Origin of the sequence: Gimesia chilikensis, from assembly GCF_008329715.1 — a bacterium.
GTDB classification, from domain to species: Bacteria; Planctomycetota; Planctomycetia; order Planctomycetales; family Planctomycetaceae; genus Gimesia; species Gimesia chilikensis.
Genome location: NZ_VTSR01000012.1, coordinates 25,685 through 41,648, shown reverse-complemented (window position 1 = coordinate 41,648; position 15,964 = coordinate 25,685). Strand labels below are relative to the sequence as shown.

17 protein-coding genes are annotated in these 15,964 nt (G+C 52.2%); 10 read left to right on the top strand and 7 right to left on the bottom strand.

From position 1 onward, the window contains the following. The first annotated feature begins 291 nt into the window (after window positions 1–291). Together FYZ48_RS17080 and FYZ48_RS17075 are read left to right on the top strand one after the other, a co-directional pair. Window positions 292–1,659 carry a PQQ-like beta-propeller repeat protein gene (locus FYZ48_RS17080; RefSeq protein WP_149342504.1) on the top strand — a complete coding sequence of 456 codons (1,368 nt, stop codon included), beginning with the start codon at window positions 292–294 and terminating at the stop codon, window positions 1,657–1,659. Window positions 1,660–1,907: 248 nt separating this feature from the next. After that, window positions 1,908–3,008: a hypothetical protein gene (locus FYZ48_RS17075; RefSeq protein WP_149342501.1), complete on the top strand. Its 1,101-nt coding sequence runs from the start codon at window positions 1,908–1,910 to the stop codon at window positions 3,006–3,008. Window positions 3,009–3,108: 100 nt separating this feature from the next. On the opposite strand, the gene FYZ48_RS17070 is transcribed toward FYZ48_RS17075, so the two are convergent. Together FYZ48_RS17070 and FYZ48_RS29295 are read right to left on the bottom strand one after the other, a co-directional pair. Beyond that, entirely contained in the window at window positions 3,109–3,666 is a 558-nt protein-coding gene (locus tag FYZ48_RS17070; RefSeq protein ID WP_149342499.1) for a hypothetical protein, read from the bottom strand. Between the two features lie 481 nt (window positions 3,667–4,147). Beyond that, entirely contained in the window at window positions 4,148–4,471 is a 324-nt protein-coding gene (locus tag FYZ48_RS29295; protein WP_187782082.1) for a hypothetical protein, read from the bottom strand. A gap of 12 nt (window positions 4,472–4,483) precedes the next feature. On the opposite strand from FYZ48_RS29295, the gene FYZ48_RS29290 reads away from it, so the two are divergent. The 3 genes from FYZ48_RS29290 (at window position 4,484) to FYZ48_RS17055 (ending at window position 6,057) form a co-directional block, all read left to right on the top strand. Further along, window positions 4,484–4,837, top strand: a complete 354-nt coding sequence (locus FYZ48_RS29290; protein ID WP_187782081.1) for a hypothetical protein — start codon at window positions 4,484–4,486, stop codon at window positions 4,835–4,837. Beyond that, window positions 4,804–5,598 (top strand): hypothetical protein, encoded by a 795-nt coding sequence (locus tag FYZ48_RS17060; RefSeq protein ID WP_149342495.1) that lies wholly within the window; start codon window positions 4,804–4,806, stop codon window positions 5,596–5,598. Before FYZ48_RS29290 ends, FYZ48_RS17060 begins: the two co-directional genes overlap by 34 nt. Before the next feature lie 66 nt (window positions 5,599–5,664). Beyond that, complete coding sequence (locus FYZ48_RS17055; protein ID WP_149342493.1) at window positions 5,665–6,057, top strand: hypothetical protein; 393 nt, start codon at window positions 5,665–5,667, stop codon at window positions 6,055–6,057. Between the two features lie 80 nt (window positions 6,058–6,137). Here the strand turns inward: FYZ48_RS17055 and FYZ48_RS17050 are convergent, their stop codons facing one another. Together FYZ48_RS17050 and FYZ48_RS17045 are read right to left on the bottom strand one after the other, a co-directional pair. Then, window positions 6,138–6,632, bottom strand: a complete 495-nt coding sequence (locus FYZ48_RS17050; protein WP_149342490.1) for a hypothetical protein — start codon at window positions 6,630–6,632, stop codon at window positions 6,138–6,140. 209 nt (window positions 6,633–6,841) lie between these two features. Further along, complete coding sequence (locus tag FYZ48_RS17045; RefSeq protein WP_149342488.1) at window positions 6,842–7,291, bottom strand: hypothetical protein; 450 nt, start codon at window positions 7,289–7,291, stop codon at window positions 6,842–6,844. 597 nt (window positions 7,292–7,888) lie between these two features. Here FYZ48_RS17045 and FYZ48_RS17040 point away from each other — a divergent pair. The 3 genes from FYZ48_RS17040 (at window position 7,889) to FYZ48_RS17030 (ending at window position 11,420) form a co-directional block, all read left to right on the top strand. Continuing rightward, window positions 7,889–8,482: a hypothetical protein gene (locus FYZ48_RS17040; RefSeq protein ID WP_149342486.1), complete on the top strand. Its 594-nt coding sequence runs from the start codon at window positions 7,889–7,891 to the stop codon at window positions 8,480–8,482. Window positions 8,483–8,668: 186 nt separating this feature from the next. Then, the gene (locus FYZ48_RS17035) at window positions 8,669–10,036 is read left to right on the top strand and encodes a hypothetical protein (protein ID WP_145443340.1); all 1,368 of its coding nucleotides are present in this window, start codon (window positions 8,669–8,671) and stop codon (window positions 10,034–10,036) included. Window positions 10,037–10,205: 169 nt separating this feature from the next. Then, on the top strand, window positions 10,206–11,420 hold the full coding sequence (locus FYZ48_RS17030) for a cofactor-independent phosphoglycerate mutase (protein WP_149342484.1): 1,215 nt from the start codon (window positions 10,206–10,208) through the stop codon (window positions 11,418–11,420). A gap of 79 nt (window positions 11,421–11,499) precedes the next feature. Here the strand turns inward: FYZ48_RS17030 and FYZ48_RS17025 are convergent, their stop codons facing one another. Further along, window positions 11,500–11,925: a ferritin-like domain-containing protein gene (locus FYZ48_RS17025; protein ID WP_149342482.1), complete on the bottom strand. Its 426-nt coding sequence runs from the start codon at window positions 11,923–11,925 to the stop codon at window positions 11,500–11,502. A gap of 408 nt (window positions 11,926–12,333) precedes the next feature. On the opposite strand from FYZ48_RS17025, the gene FYZ48_RS17020 reads away from it, so the two are divergent. After that, window positions 12,334–12,693, top strand: a complete 360-nt coding sequence (locus tag FYZ48_RS17020; RefSeq protein WP_187782080.1) for a co-chaperone GroES — start codon at window positions 12,334–12,336, stop codon at window positions 12,691–12,693. A 31-nt stretch (window positions 12,694–12,724) separates the two neighbouring features. On the opposite strand, the gene FYZ48_RS17015 is transcribed toward FYZ48_RS17020, so the two are convergent. Beyond that, a complete protein-coding gene (locus FYZ48_RS17015; protein WP_149342479.1) occupies window positions 12,725–13,822 on the bottom strand; it encodes an XdhC family protein in 1,098 nt (365 codons plus the stop codon). Window positions 13,823–13,841: 19 nt separating this feature from the next. Next, window positions 13,842–15,008, bottom strand: coding sequence for a metabolite traffic protein EboE (eboE, locus tag FYZ48_RS17010; protein WP_149342477.1), 1,167 nt, complete (start codon window positions 15,006–15,008; stop codon window positions 13,842–13,844). 348 nt (window positions 15,009–15,356) lie between these two features. Here eboE and FYZ48_RS17005 point away from each other — a divergent pair, with 348 nt between their 5' ends. Continuing rightward, window positions 15,357–15,956, top strand: a complete 600-nt coding sequence (locus FYZ48_RS17005; protein ID WP_242022695.1) for an RNA polymerase sigma factor — start codon at window positions 15,357–15,359, stop codon at window positions 15,954–15,956. Window positions 15,957–15,964: the final 8 nt, after the last annotated feature.

Genomic DNA, 15,964 nt, shown 5'->3' with positions numbered 1-15,964 from the left:
CACGAGAGACAGGCAGGAATTCTTTCCGTCTCAAGCTATCAGTTATCCAACTGAACAGCAAATAAGTATTTCAGTTTGAAACCGATTTGCTGATATGCTCATCCAGATGTCCATCCGGACGCATCCGCATTATTACTCTATTAAGTCCCTGACAGCGATTTTGTTCTCACACAGAATTGCTATTTCTTTCTCGTTGGTAGCCTCTACACTATCTGTAAGTCAGATAATTTCTCGTATGGTTCTCAATGATTCATAGCCGCTGTTTGTGTTATGGATGTCAGGAAGAGTTTTATGCATTTTACTTCTCAACTTACCGTGCTGTTCGTCGTGCTGTCCGTGGGTCAAACGTGCCTGGCTGAAAACTATCCTCAGTTCCGCGGTGCGAATTCGAATGCGGTCTCTGCGACGCCGCTGCCCGTCAACTGGTCGGATGCTGCGGGAGAGCAAACCAATATTCGCTGGAAGAAGCCCCTTGAGGGTGAAGGCTGGTCGCAGCCGATTGTCTGGGAGAACCGCGTTTACATGACGGCTGCGGTGCCTGCCAATCCCGCAAAGAAAAACGTTGCCCGGCCGGAATCCAACAGAGGTGGCTACGGCCGCGATCGTAACGATCTGGTCAACGTGCTGTTTCAATACCAGGTGGTCTGTCTGGATGCCGCCACTGGCGAGCAGATCTGGAAGAAGACGGTGAAAGAAGGCAAGCCGCCGATGCCGCGGCACAGCACCAACACCTATGCCACGGAAACGCCGGTCACAGACGGGAAACGGATTTACGCGTACTTCGGCATGAACGGCGTGTATTGTCTCGACCTGAAAGGTGAGGTGTTGTGGCAGAAAGATCTGGGTGTGTATGAGATGCGGGCCGGCTGGGGCACGTCGAGCTCGCCGGTGCTGTTCGAAGATCGGCTGTTCATTCAGGTTGATAACCAGGAGCAATCCTTCCTCGTCGCCCTGGATACGAAAACCGGAGAGGAAATCTGGAAGGTCAATCGCGATGAAAAGTCGCAATACAGCAGTCCCATGATCTGGAAGAATTCGTTGCGGAATGAACTGATCGTGGGGGGCACCGTCTATCGCTCCTACGATCCGGCGACTGGAAAGTTGCTCTGGACGCTGGATATGAACAAAGGACGTTCTTCGGCGACCCCCGTTGCGGTGGGCGATCGGCTGATCATCGGGAACGAACTGCGCAATCGGGGCGGCGATGATGACGGCGGCGGGCGGCTCTACTCTGTTAAACCGGGTGGCACGGGCGATATTACTCCGCCGGGCGACGGCAGGCAGGGGGAGTTCGTGGAGTGGCGGATGGATGGTTCGGGCATTCAAATGGCATCGCCGACCTGGTTAGACGGTAACCTGTATTTCTTCGAACGCCGGCGAGGCATCATTCGTTGTGTCGATCTCGAAACGGGGCGTCTGGAATATGAGAGCCGCGTCCCGGGGGCCCGCGCGTTCTGGGCGTCGCCCTGGACCGACGGCAAACACCTGTTCGCGCTGGATTCCAATGGCAACACGCATGTCATCGCGGCTGGTGACGAACTGAAAGTGGTGGCCGTGAATAAGCTCGACCAGCAAGCCTGGGGCACGCCCGCCATCGCCGACGGCAGCATCTTTATCCGCACGGTCGACAACCTGTATCGGATTGATGCGGAGCAGTGAACGGGTGCCAGGTCGCCCGCTTTAAGCCTGCAGCGAATCGTGTAGTGCCCGATTCTCTTTTCATTTATGTGAATTCGCTGCGCCTGTTCAGCTGAAAATGGATTTCCAGTGGCGCTCTGTTTCTCACCATGCAAAATCTGGCCGGGCAAGTAGAAAACATTCGCCGTCTCTGATAAAATCCGAGCCACGTGCGAAATGAATAGCGCTATCCGTCGGGTCTATAGAATATCAACAGGAAAGTACGAGCGGTGAATATAGCTCACGCGATTTTTGGCTTCTGGTTCACCTATGTCGTCGGCGTCTGGATTTGCTGGGGGCTGTATGGCTCCCGGTTCGGCAGAGCCACCGGGGCGTTGCAGGGCAACAACTGGATGGCGGCCATCGGAGTTGGCATCTCCTACCTGCTGGTGGCCTGGCTGCTGGTGCGGTACGTCGCATTGCCAATCTTGAAACAGAAAGGCATCGACGATGGAGATTTCACGCCAAAAGGGAACCGGATCGGACGAATCGCCGGTCTGTTCGTTGCCAGTGGTGCGGTGACTCTTTCCTATGCTTTGAAGTACTGTCCCAGCGGACACGGCCAGGTAATGCCGCTTGTGTTCTGCGGGGTTCCCCTGGTGAGTATCCTCTACGCGCTCATCACGAAGCCGCCGACAAAGGAGAGCTGGCCGGTGAAATACAAGGCGCTCTTCGCGATCGGTTTCATTCTGCTGCTGGTCTTCGGCTGGCACATGATCGGTCTTAAAGAAATCGCCGCCACAGGACATCACGGGTCCGCGGCGCCGAACCAGGCCTGGAAAATCGCAACTGCCTGGACGGTCCTCAGCTGGGGACTTTACGTCGCGCTGATCCATTCCGGCAGCGTGGCGATGAAAGGCCAGAACAAGTTGTGCAAGAGCCTGCGAGCGCTCACGCACGTTGGCGAAGGCTACTTCCTGGTTGCCGTGGTGGCTCTGGGCATTTACGTGCTGTTTCTGAGCGGTGCGCCGGTCAGCGAACAGTTTTCTGTGGACGGCTGTGTGAAAGCCCTCATCGCGGGGCTGTTCGGCGTCGGCGGTAACCTGTGTATCATCCTGGCGATCAACCGCCTGGGGCCCACCGGACCGCTGACCGTGCCTCCGCTGGTCTTCTCGGGAACGCCTGCTGTCAACACGCTCGTCTTTCTGATGCCGATTTTCTCCGCCAACAACTGGTCGGCCCCGGAAGGGTTCCCACTCGGTCAGCTGATCACGACGATTCTGATCGGAGCCTGCGGCGTAGTTCTGGTGACCCGCTTCAAACCCAATCCCCCCGCCCCCGCTGCTGCCGCAGCAACACCGGCGGCCGTCCCCGCAACGGAATCGCATTAGATCTCCGTTACGCTGTGGCTTTGGGAAACTGTGTCTGCCCCAGTTTAGAGCGATACTACTGGATGGCTTAGAGGGCTGAATCTTTTGTGTTCAAAAGTTGCTATCTATTGCTTGCAACATCTAGTCGCAATAGCGGAAGCGAAGTTGTTTCATCGCCAGAAATGACAATGTATGGTTGGCCTGGGGTCCATCCTGTCCATGTGAATCTAGTTTTAGGGTCGGGAGTTAGATGATACTGGTATCGACCTGGAGCTAGACGGATATGTTGATGAGCAATACCAGCTTCGTCAGTAACGAAAGATTGAGAGCCCCCATCACCTCCGTCGGGACCGATTAACGTCATACCAATTATGACGTTTGAAACAGGGGCACCAAGATCAGCCGATATAACTTTGGCCATCGGAGGACCACTAAAATCGGTCTCACGACGCAAAACATCTTCGTAGTATTTTTCGAGCTGATTATTGTTTTCTTTGTCATTTGCACTCCAAAAAACAAACACAACCAATGCAGTGCTAGATAAGGTAAGCAACCCAGCTACAATCGCTCGTCGATATTTCTTCTGCAATCCGAAAACGGTTTCTGACACCCTTTCTGTCCTCCGTTTAAAAAGAGAAAACGGTGCTGCATTCATGCTGAAAGCTGATATAAATGACATAGGACCTTCCTTGGTCAAATGTTTTGCCCACGCCAACCCAAAGAAGGCCTTCCCAGAACACAGCATACTATAAGGAGAGGTTTTGCCAAACTCGATTTCCAGTGAACTGGCAAATCATCAGAAGTAAAACATGTGCTGACAATTAAAGATGTCAGGAACTTTTGATAGACAGGGTCGAACAGAAATGAATCTGGCATTTGTTCTGTTCAAGAAAGACCTGTCTCCGGTTGGGGCAGGCAGATGGAAATAGTTAGATTATAATCTACTGGATTGAAATCTGATGGTGCATCATTCAGAAAGCAGACGGAAACCGGGTCTCAATTATAAATGGTTCACCCTCTTAGGTTTGCTGGCATTTCTGGTTCTGATTCTGGTCCTTACAATTCAGCCTGTGCACGACTATCAGGTCATTCAGCGGATCAATTCTTTGGGGGGCAGAATCAGTCATGAGGTACCTGAAGATCAGATGGAAGGTTTCCCGTCAGAACAAATCCAGAACACCTTGAGAAACCATCGATTCATTCCCCTTGAATCGGTTACTCGCATTAACTTTTACAGAACATCTATAACTGACAGCGACCTTGCTTGCCTGAAAGAGTTTAAGAACCTGAGACAGCTCAACCTGAGTCGGACGAAAATCAGCGATACCGGGCTGATCCACCTTAAGGGGCTGGCAAAACTGGAAAATCTTTTCCTGAACGACACGCCGATGACCGGCAGCGCTCTGAGACACCTCAAAGAGCTCAAAAGTCTGAAATTTCTCTGGTTGGATCATACACAAGTGAGTGATTCCGATCTGGTCCATCTGGCAGGACACTTGAACCTGGAACGGCTCAGCCTAAATGGGACCCAGGTGACTGGTTCCGGGCTGGAACATCTAAAAGACTTGATGGATCTGGAATATCTCAGCCTGGAGAATACCGAGGTCGACGACACAGGACTGCTGCATCTGAATGACCTCAGTAATTTACGAACGCTTTATATCAGGAACACCCGGGGCACCGAAGCAGGGATTGCAGAGTTGAAAATGGCCCTGCCCGATTGTGTGATTGTTGATGACTCGTATAGAGAGGGGGATTTGGGGTCAAATCCTTTTTTCTGTTTTAAGAATCATGAATTACATGAGGAAACAATTACATGCACGCTCGATACAAATATTTTACAAGTTTGATGCTGATGCTGTTTTGCTTCTGTCAAAGGGGGATGGCCGCTGACAGGCACATACTGACTGCTCCCTATTTTCTACCAGGAGATGCATATTTTCACACAGCCATTTCTGAGAAGGTGTTGAAACAATTAAGTGATGACCCTGACCATCCTTTTGAATATGGACGCATCAACTGGCAACGCCAGCACGCGGGGTACTATTCCCTTTCTTTAGGAAAACAAAATCGAAACCTGGCAAAGAAAATCAAAGCTGCATACTACAGCATTCGACATAACCTGGTACCACTTCAGTTAGAGGTCTGGGGGAGATCTCCTAATACTGTCGCCGATCATCCACTTGATAGAAAAACAGAATTTATAGAAATCAATCGATTGAGTTTGTTCTTTGTGAACGAGAACTTCGATTGGAAAAAGAATCGCTTCCCTCTCAAATACAATGAAGACTGGTATAAACAACTGTCAAATTTTGGGTTCCCGAATGGGGACTATGGAGCACTGGTTAGGACCCCTGATGCGATTCTGGAATCCTGGCGTTTGAGTACATCGATTTCCCCACTGTCCGTAGAACTGCCAGAGGTACCGATTATAGAGAAGCAGGCAATCAAAGTGCCGATGGTTGCTAAAGGGCGCCTCAAAGCTCTCATGTTGATCGATACAAGGTACAAGAAGTACTATAAACGCAGGGATCGTCAGGAACTGTTTGAAATCACGAATGAGATGATTACGCCATATATTGCAGAAGAAGGGGCGTGGAAAGAAATCTAATTCAACTGGCTGATTTTGAATTTACTTCTTATTCTCTGCAGGCTGGGTGATGATGAATGGTGCACCATGACGAAGCACGAATTTTACGTTGAGTTATGCAAGTCCGTACTCGATAAAAAATCCAGCGAAACCGATGCGCTGGCTTGTATGATTATCTTGCACACCTATTGCTTTCAGAAAAAACAGAGCATTGCCGTTGATGATGCTGGCGAACAGGGCCAGGCAGGCAGGGTGTGTGTTCTGATGGCAATTACCAGAAGACATGCAGCTGAAGTCATTTCAGAAGTAATGACCGATTATGGGAAAAACCTAACTGATTGGTACTTGTATCATGAGTACGGTGTGAGAACGCCCTTTGAATCAGTAGATGATATTACAGGCGATTGGCTGAAGTTGACTGAGGCAATGGTAGAAAAAATGAAAGGCACGCTGGTAGACGATTTATGGCCGGAAGATTAGAGATAGAATAGGGAGCGTCTGAAAACGGTTCCTGACACGAATGGCACCTTTACAAGTCAAAGTGAAGTAGGTGACAAACGTCAATAGTACAAAAGAAAACCGTTCGGAAAGCTCCCTCCTCCCCATCCACAAGGGAAGTGCCCCATGCTGTAAATCGTGAACAGGTTCCTGAAGAATATCGAAATGACACACCCATACTGAGCGTACGTTATTTCCATGACGTAAAACTGAATGTCTTGACAGATTACGCTTGAGTAGAAAGGATTCAGTCCAATTGCCTCAATGACTTCAGCAATTGCGGGAGCGACCCGCTGTGATACCTCTTGCCTCACCACGTCAATGAGCTCATTCCATTGATTAAATTGATCTCGATATTGAGTTGCCAGGGTCATGGCAATTGAATGCTGTTGCCGTTCTTTTATCGTCTCCCAGATTTCGTTATATGAATTGTCGGCTTCTTGCCAAGATTGCACCTGCCTCAAATGTTTCTCGGATGAAAGAGATGACTCCTTTCCGCAGGCATTGAGCCATTGGATAGCATCAAGAGATTCAAAAATGGCTGGTGATATTTGCATGTCGATTCCATTCTCCCTGTCTCTGATCATGGATGAGTTAAGGGCACTCTCACACCCTGGATACGTTGCAGCACAGGTAATAAATCAGATGCGCGAATGCCTAACCGCAGAGTAAATGGTGTCGGGAACCTTAAACTGACACTGGAATCAAACACTTCATACCTCTTAGCAGAGGGCAACACAGTTGCTGACACCTATTTCACTATGTTTTATCTGTCTTCATTAGCACTAAGACTCAGCCACACATCTACCTCGTCAGCAAATTGACCGTCGACGTACCACAGGTAGTGGCCTCTCCCTACAATTTGGTGAAACCTGAAATCGCAGTCGCAGTTGGGGTCATCTTCGCTGATTGTTTGTATAATTAATCCAGTGTTTTTCAGATGGTCGAGAACTAATCGTTTACCCTCATTATTATCAGACTCTTCTACATCGGCTATTATTTCTGAAAGTATCTTCTCCCCCATCGAGTCTCGAGACAAGACAAATAGATCAGCGCGTAGTGTTGCCCCACATATTCGACATTGAAGTTCGAATGCATCATTTCTCACTTCTGCAGGAAGATGAATTGGGTCGAACTCTGCACTGTCACAAAGGTCGTTCGCAATTTGAGGCAAGTCCGGCGCACTATATAAAAATGTAAACCAACGATTAGCCATGTTTAATATCCAAGAGGAAGCATGTGTCTTGCTCCGTTCACATCAAGCCAGCGATAAATCAGATAGAAAAAGATTGCCAGGAACCTTAAACTGACACAATAACCTTTGATTCTCTGCCGAATGGCATGGGGCAAATACTAAAATGAAAGAGTATTTATTCGACTTTAACTGTTGGGTTTACCTGTCTGCTATGTTATCTGCAGTCGGAATAATATTAACGAGTTTAGGTATGCTTTTCGGAATAGACTCTATTTGTACTATAGGAATTGTTTTTTGTGTACCACTAATATTTTGCACGTCTGTAATAATTTTTATTTTCATTCCACTGTTATTAATTCTTGATCTTATAGATAAACTAAAGGCTTTGTTTGGTAAGGGACCTTTTGCTAAAAAAGGACAGGACTGAATGGGGCTTATATTTTCCGGATCGAAAAAACTTCGGTCAATTTATGGAAGTCTTGTTAAAGCCCAATCTGACCTGTTGAGTTCACCTCCCAAAATCCCACACAAAAATTCGCACCCACCCCAAAAACAGGTGGAGAAGAAAAAAGGGGTCAGACCCTTATGCCCTCTCCCAGCACATAGAAGCAGAGTGAAATGATAGACGGTCTTTTTAAGCAACTAGAAGATATTGAAGCCCGTTTTGAACAAATTGAAGAGGACGATGATGAATTTGACGACGATTTAAGTCGTATCCCTGAAATGTCGGAAGAAGAATACTTGGAATTTTTGGAAGCAAGAGGACAAACTGAATTTGGAAAAGTCTGGAGAGTTTATCGTGGACTGATGTTCGAACTCGTAGACGAATATTTGAATGCCCAGCACAAGCAACGAGAAGAGATTCGACAAAATATTTGGAGCATGGATAATGTACAGTCTAATATTTTTCGTCTTTGTGACGAGCAATCCTGGCTGATTCGTGATAGCTCTGATGAACCACTCCTTCGTCGTCTCATTTCGTTTATTTCAATTGCAGATTCAGGTTATGACCTACCCACACAGTTACTTTTAACAGATCTATATGAGCAGGCGACACGCGTTGCTCAAATAGATATAGAGCCTCTACTGTCAGCGATTGCTAATATCTCCTCGGATCAAACAGAGCATATATCAGAGGGCGTTTCAACACAGAAATTTCTGAAGGACTTTCAACCATTTGATAGAAGTCATTTGCTAGATGAAGAACAATAAGGAGATATGGATAACAGAGCAGATAAAAATTGCTATCAATCCAAACCTCACCTGTTGAGTTCACCTCCCAAAATCCCACACAAAAATTCGCACCCTCCCCAAAAACAGGTGGAGAGATCTGGATGATCTGATACGATAGAGGGACTGATTCTCGCCTCGCTTGTTCCCACCACAGGAGTCTTCCCTATGTCCGCTGCGAACCTGCCGCACCCTTTGTCTGAATCGCTCTCCCGCCGTGATCTGTTGAAACTGGGAGCCGCCGCCCTGGCGGGGACCGCGGGACTCAACTGGTTGAATCCGGGGCAGGCTGCCGCCGGTACGAAACGACCGCAGGTTGCTGCCATTTATACGCAGTGCTTCTATCTGTCGCACGCCTATCACATTCTGCATCCGTTCCTGGGGCCTTACCTGTTTAACGGCAAACTGCTGGAGCCGCAGTGCGATGTGATTTCCTTCTACGGTGATCAGTTTACCGACCGCGATCTCTCTCGCGGCATCGCGAAGCAGTTCGACATTCCCATTTATAAAACGATCCCTGAAGCACTCTGTAACGGCGGCGATGAACTGGCGGTCGACGCCGTCCTGTCCATTGGCGAGCACGGCGACTATCCCGATACAAAGTACGGGCAGACCAAGTATCCCCGCAAGCGGTTCTTCGATGCGATCGTCAAGGTCATGGAACAGTCCGACCGCTTTGTGCCGGTCTTCAGCGACAAACATTTTTCCTACCGCTGGGACTGGGCCCGCGAAATGTATGACACCTCGCGGAAGCACGGCTTCCCGATGATGGTCGGCAGCTCGGTGCCCCTCGCGGAGCGGACGATTCCGCTGGAGCTGCCTTATGGCACCGAGATCGAAGACGCCGTCTCCATTCATGGCGGGCCGATCGAGAAGTACGACATCCACGGCCTGGAAGTACTGCAGTCGATGGTTGAGTTCCGCAAAGGGGGCGAGACCGGCATTTCGAGCGTGCAGTTCCTCAAGGGGGACGACCTGATCAAAGCGGGTAAGGAGGGCCGCTGGTCGATGAAGCTGGCCGAAGCTGCGATGCAGGCCGAGCTGGGCGATACGAAGCGGGGGCTGTTCGATCCGATCGGCAGTGAAGGGACGCGCGAACCGCACGGGATTCTGCTGGAGTACAAGGACGGCTTCCGGGCCACGATGCTGCGGATTGGTTCCAACGGGGTTCGCTGGAACTTCGCCTGTTCGATCAAAGGGGAGCCGGCGCCGAAGGCGACGACCTTCTTCCCTGGTCCCTGGGGTAACCGGAACCTGTTCCGCGCCTTCTCGCATGCGATTCAGTATCTGTTCGTGAACAAGGAAGAACCGTACCCCTGTGAGCGGACGTTGTTGATGACCGGTGCCCTGGATGCTGCCATGCATTCCTGCTTTGAAAAGGGGTACGCGAAGATCAAAACGCCGGAACTCGAATTTTCCTATAAGCCGAAGGACTTCAACCAGTTCCGCGAAATGGGGAAATCGTGGGAGGTCATCACGGCGGAGATGGAACCTTACAAGGATTTCGTCGTATCTGACCCTGCTCCCAAGGAGTAAGAAGCTTAAGAAAATCGTGATTCTGTCACAGGCATGTCTGATAGGAGTGGGTTCAGAAATTCGTGGCGTGGTTAGCTTGCAGGCGGGCTGGAAATTCAGGATATTGAGGACCAGACAGGTCTATTTTGACTCCTTTTTCTATCCCGCCTGAGAGTAAGTGTCCCAAAACATGAAATATGTGCTCGTAATTCCCGATGGCTGTGCGGATGAACCGCAGGACGCATTAGGGGGTAAGACCCCGTTGCAGGCTGCTCACGTTCCAAACATGGATGAAGTTGTGTCCGCAGGTATTCTGGGCCGGACCGACACGGTGCCGGCGTCGATGCCGTCGGGCAGCGATGTGGGGACGATGAGCCTGTTCGGCTACGATCCGCTGGTCTTTCATACGGGACGAGCCCCGCTGGAAGCGGCCGCCCAGGGAATCGAGTTGGGTCCGCACGACTGGGCCATCCGTTGCAATTTTGTGACGATCGACAAAGGGAACATGGCCAGCTTCACCGCGTCCCAACTGCCCAACGAGGTGGGTGCGGAGCTGATCGGCCTGTTACAGGAAGCGACCGCCGACGATCCACAGTGGGAGTTTCACCAGGGGGTGAGCTACCGCAACCTGCTCGTCTACCGGGCTAAAGACGCCGACGATCAGCCCTTCGATGAAGGGACGACGACCATTCCGCCCCACGATCTGACCGATCAACCGGTGGGTCAGGATTTACCCTCGGGCAAGGGGAGCGACCTGCTGCTGGAGCTGATGGAACGCAGCAAGAAACTGTTCAAAAAATGCAAAGCGAATCAGAAGCGGTCTGACGGCAATCCGCCGGCGACGCAGATCTGGCTCTGGGGCCAGGGAAGCCGCCCGGCTTTGACGCCGTTCCAGGAACAGTTCGGCAAGAGCGGCGCGGTGATTACTGCCGTCGACCTGTTGCGTGGTCTGGGACGCCTGCTGGGCTGGGATGTGATTGAAGTCGAAGGCGCTACCGGCTACACCGACACCGATTACGCCGCCAAGGGACGTGCCGCGATTGAGACCCTGCAGAATACGGACTTCGTCGTGGTGCACGTGGAAGCGACCGACGAAGCCTCGCACGAAGGGGAAGTGCACGAGAAGATCAAGGCTTTGGAAAATATCGACCAGCACATTGTCGGGCCGGTGCACGAATATCTGCGGGAACAGGGCGACTATCGCATCCTGGTCTGCCCCGATCATCCGACGTTTCTCAGAACCAAAACGCACAGCCACGGCTATGTGCCGTTCGGCATTTGTGGAACCAGGGTGCGTCCCGATCAGTCCAACAAGTATGACGAAGTCAGCGCCGGTGCCAGCAACCTGCTGCTGCCCAAAGGTCATCAGCTGATGCCGTTTTTCTTTGGCACCCTGACCAACTGAGAGTCGATGAAAAAAACAGACCCGCCCGCAGTAAAGCGGACGGGTCTGTGTAGAGACTTTTCAATTCAGGACGGCGCGATTATTCCGGCCAGTCCTTGAGGATGCGTTCGACTTCTTCCGCGTGACCGCTTTCATCGCGAACCATGTCTTCCAGTTGAACGGCCATGCCTTTATCGCCCAGTTCGTCGGCTTCTTTCGCCCGTTGGGTGTAGCCGGCGGTTGCTTCTTTTTCGGCAGCGAGGACCGCTTCGAGCATTTCGCGGTTAGATTGTGCTGCTTTGACCTTGCCGGCGACCGTGGTCGGTTCGCCACCCAGAGCGACGATTTTATTCGCCAGGTACTGAGCGTGTGCCAGTTCATCGGGGACTTCTGCCAGGTAGAACTGAGTCAGCTGCGGACGGTAAGGGCCTGATGCCTTGGCGGCATAGGTGGTGTATTGGATGATGGCGGCCAGTTCGCTCGCCAGATCTTCATTCAGTTTCTCAATCATTGTCTGCTTGTCCATGTCGGTCTCCTGAATATTAGTACGGGAAATTGTGAATACAGCTCCCAGAGTGTGAATCAGAGCGTATGCTACTTTCTTTATAGATGTACATTTTACATTATCAACCGGCGATGCAACAGGGACTCGGAAATTCGAGTGGTCAGTTCGCACTGGTGACGGGTCTCTGTCACAAATATCGGGGATTCTGTATGTGAGGAAGGGAGTTCGGACGCGGAATTCTTTCTCGCTTACAGGCAAATCGTGCGTGTCCCGGGGCGGACACCTGATTTTCGGGGTTCTTTTCGGGGTGCAGATGGCCTATGATGAGAGGGCTGTCTCTGTTGCGATCTGGGGCAGAACTGCTTATTTTCGTAAAACTTCAGCGTTACCGTTGTTTGTTAAATATTGGTTTTAGACTGGGAGATATGAGTGTCAGACTGGGTTGAACCACTGGGAATGCGAATTCTCATCCGCAAAGATGAAAGTCGTCAGACGACCAAAGGGGGGATTGTGCTCCCCGACAAAGCGGAAATTCCAAACATCACCGGCCGGGTGGTGGAGATCAGCGTGCAGATTGCGCGGGACGATGATTTCCCGATCAAGAAGTACGACAAGGTCCTGTTTAACCCCAGCGAAGCGATCCCCGTCGATTTCGAACCGGACAACGTGCTCTACGTGGTGCCCATTGAAGATGTGGTGGCTGTCTTCCGTCGCGGCGATGCCAAAGCGACCGAGGTCTCTTCCGCGGAAGAGCAGGAATTCGAAGATCCCGACGACTGGGAAGAGTAACCGACTGTCGAGATGATGCCGGTCTGATGCTTCAGGCCGGGTCGGGGGTTTTCAGTTCTTCCACCAGGCTGGTCCGTTGATAGGCTGCGGGCACTTCATCCAGGTTGCGCCAGGCGACCAGTTCCGCGACGATGCTGAGCGCGATTTCCGGGACCGTCTGTGAGCCGATGTCGAAGCCCAGCGGTGCGTGGACGCGGGCGAGGGCTTCGCGGGGCGTGCCCATGCGGATCAGGTCCTCGAAGATCAGTTTGACTTTGCGGCGGCTCCCGATCATGCCGATATAGCGGGCGGGCGACTGCGCCACATAACCCAGGGCCTCTTCATCGTGGTTGTGTCCCCGTGTGACGATGATGATAAAGGTATCCCGATTGATGGGGAGGTCGGCCAGCGTGGTGTCGAAGGTGCCGACGATCAGCTGTTTCGCGGAGGGGAAGCGTTCGGCGTTGCAGTATTCCTGGCGATCATCGACGGCGATGATTTCGAAATCGACATCGCTGGCCAACTCGGCGACTTTCTGTCCCACATGACCACAGCCGATAACGATAAGCTGGCAGGTCTGGTGAAAGGTCAGATAGGCGATGCCCGCGTTGACGTAAGGCCGGGGTCGATTCTGGATCGGTTTGAGACCGGCCTGTAGTTGTGCGGGGGGCTGGGGATTGCCCCGCGAAGCGACGATCTCGGCATCCGCGTTGATCAGATAGCGATCGGTTTCGGCGATGCCTTCGGCCGATTCGGGGTTGAGGACGATGGCTTCGGTACAACCCTGGTCTGCGGCGAGTTGCTTTAGCATCGTACGGAAGTATTGTAAGTCATCAGCATTGCGTACCGGATCGACGAGTACTTTCATGCGTCCGCCACAGATCAGGCCGTCATCCCAGCCGTAATCGTTGTCGAGCTGGAAGGTCATGATTTCCGGGGCATCCGAATCGAGCACGCGGAGTGCGCGGCGTTTGACTTCGGCTTCCACACAACCGCCGCCGAGCGTTCCTACCTGGGAACCGTCGCTGAAAATCAGCATGGCGGCCCCGGGCTTCTGCGGGGTCGAGCCCCGGGTTTCCACCAGGCAGGTGTAGCAGACGGGTTTCTGCTGCTGGACGGCCTGTTCGAGTTCGAGTAATAGCTCACGCATGATAGTTGACTTCAGTTGATTAAAGCGAATCAATCAGTTTGCGGGCGGCCTGCAGTTCGCGCGTCAATCCGTCGACCAGCGATGGTTTCTGATCGCCGGGCAGGACTTCCCAGGTATAGGTTTCTACTTCGAGGTGCGGGGCGTAGTCGAGTTCCTTGACCGTGGACAGTGCCTGTCTCAGTTCGCGGTGTGTGGTTCCCAGCGACCCCAGGGTCTGCGCGTCGACGGGCACGTGGAAGTGCACCCGCAGGCGTTCGGTTTCCTGCAGACGGGGATGCGGATCGAGCAGGAAGTCCCGGTCGAGGTCGGGGATGCGGTACAGGTCGCCGTTCTTGAGGTTGCCGATGGTCTGGTGCAGGTAGCGGGGCTCGGCGTAGTCTGCAAGCTGCGTGCGTCCTGCTTCGTTATTCCAGGGGTCGTTGAGTTCGATGGCGTTGGAAATATGAATTTTGTTGATGCGGATTTCCGCGTGGGTGATCTGCCGGATCGAGCCGGGGATGTCTTCGAATTCGACCGCCTGGTGACAGATATCGTAGCAGGCCCCGATGAATTCGCGGACCACGCCCAGCAGCTGTTTGTCGGCGGCCCGTTCGTAGAGCCGTTCAAAATAGACGATCAACTCGTGGGTGAATTCAATCACGCAGAACGGTTCGGGTTCTATGGCCAGACGAATGGTGCGTCCGGTTTCGTCCTGCAGCTGTTTCAGAAAGACGGCCAGCTCAATCAGCTGGTCGACGCATTGCTGACTGAAGTCGCGGGGATGTTCGAAGCCTTTGAAGCCGAGGGGGACTGTAGAGATGCTGCCTTCGACTCCCTCGGGCAACAATGCCGCCAGAACGCGGGCGCAGCCTTTGGTGTATTCCAGCCGTTCGGGTTCTGTCCAGTCGGGGAGGTAGACATTCTCTTTGACGCGTTCGCTGTGAAAATTGCCGTAGGGGAACGCGTTGAGCGTGTAGCAGGTGAGGTTGCGCTGCTGCAGCTGTTCGGCGAAGCGGGCGATGCCTTCTGGCTCTGAGAGGATTTCCTCAATCACCGGTTGTGCCAGCCAGAGACCTGCGGCCAGCGGTGATCCCAGCTGCTCTTGAATCGGCAGGGTAAATTCATCGAGTTTCTGCAGAATCTCCGCGGTTGTCAGGCCGGGATGCACGTTCGTGCAATAACTCAAAGGGAGCGAATTTAACGTCATGGACCGTCCTCGGCGGGTTCAGGGGACTGGCAGGAGGCGAGAAACCAGGTCAGAAAATCAGTCGGAAGACTTTATCTTATCATAACCAGGCCCCTGTGGGCGACTACCTGCTAAAATAAAATACGGCAGGGAATGCGGATCCGAAATGCAATTTTCATTCGGGAACAGCTTGTGTTGACTGCCGGGTTTAGCGACGATAACCGTTAGAATCGTGCAGCGAAACAGTTAAAAAGCGGGTTTCTCCCAAACTCTGAGAGAAACTTTGTGTTACGCTGTGTGTTTAATACACGTGGGGCAACTGGCCTCATAGAGGGGAGCCTGAAGTCAGCTGTGGTTACTACTGAGATCATGAATTCACCATACTTACGGGACCCTGACGTACAGCTGATGCTGCGCGCCAAGGCCGGCGATGAAGGTGCGTTCACTGATCTGGTAGCAGCATACCAGGACCGCATCGTCGGCATATTTTGCCATTTGCTGGGCAATCAGGAGGCAGCAGAAGATCTGGCGCAGGAAGTGTTTCTGCGGATTTATCGATCACGCGACAAGTATGAGCCGAAGGCGAAATTTTCGACCTGGCTGTTTCGCATCGCCAACAACCTGGCCAGCAACTCCCGCCGCAACAAGGGACGCCGCAGAGAGGTGGCCCTCAATCCCCAGGATTCCGGCCCGCTGGGAATGCGTCCGGAAGAGCAGCTGTTAATGGAAAAATCCGGGATGATGCCCTCGCGCCAGATCGGACTGAAAGAGACCCAGGCGGTGGTCCGCCAGGCACTGGAAACATTGAACGAACGACAACAGATGGCAGTGCTGTTACACAAATTTGAAGGGATGAGTTACGCCGACATCGGGGCCGCGATGAAGCTGTCCGAGGCGGCGGTGAAATCATTACTGTCACGTGCCCGGGAAAACTTACGGGTGCAACTGGAAAAACATATCAACGGTTGAGACGTGCG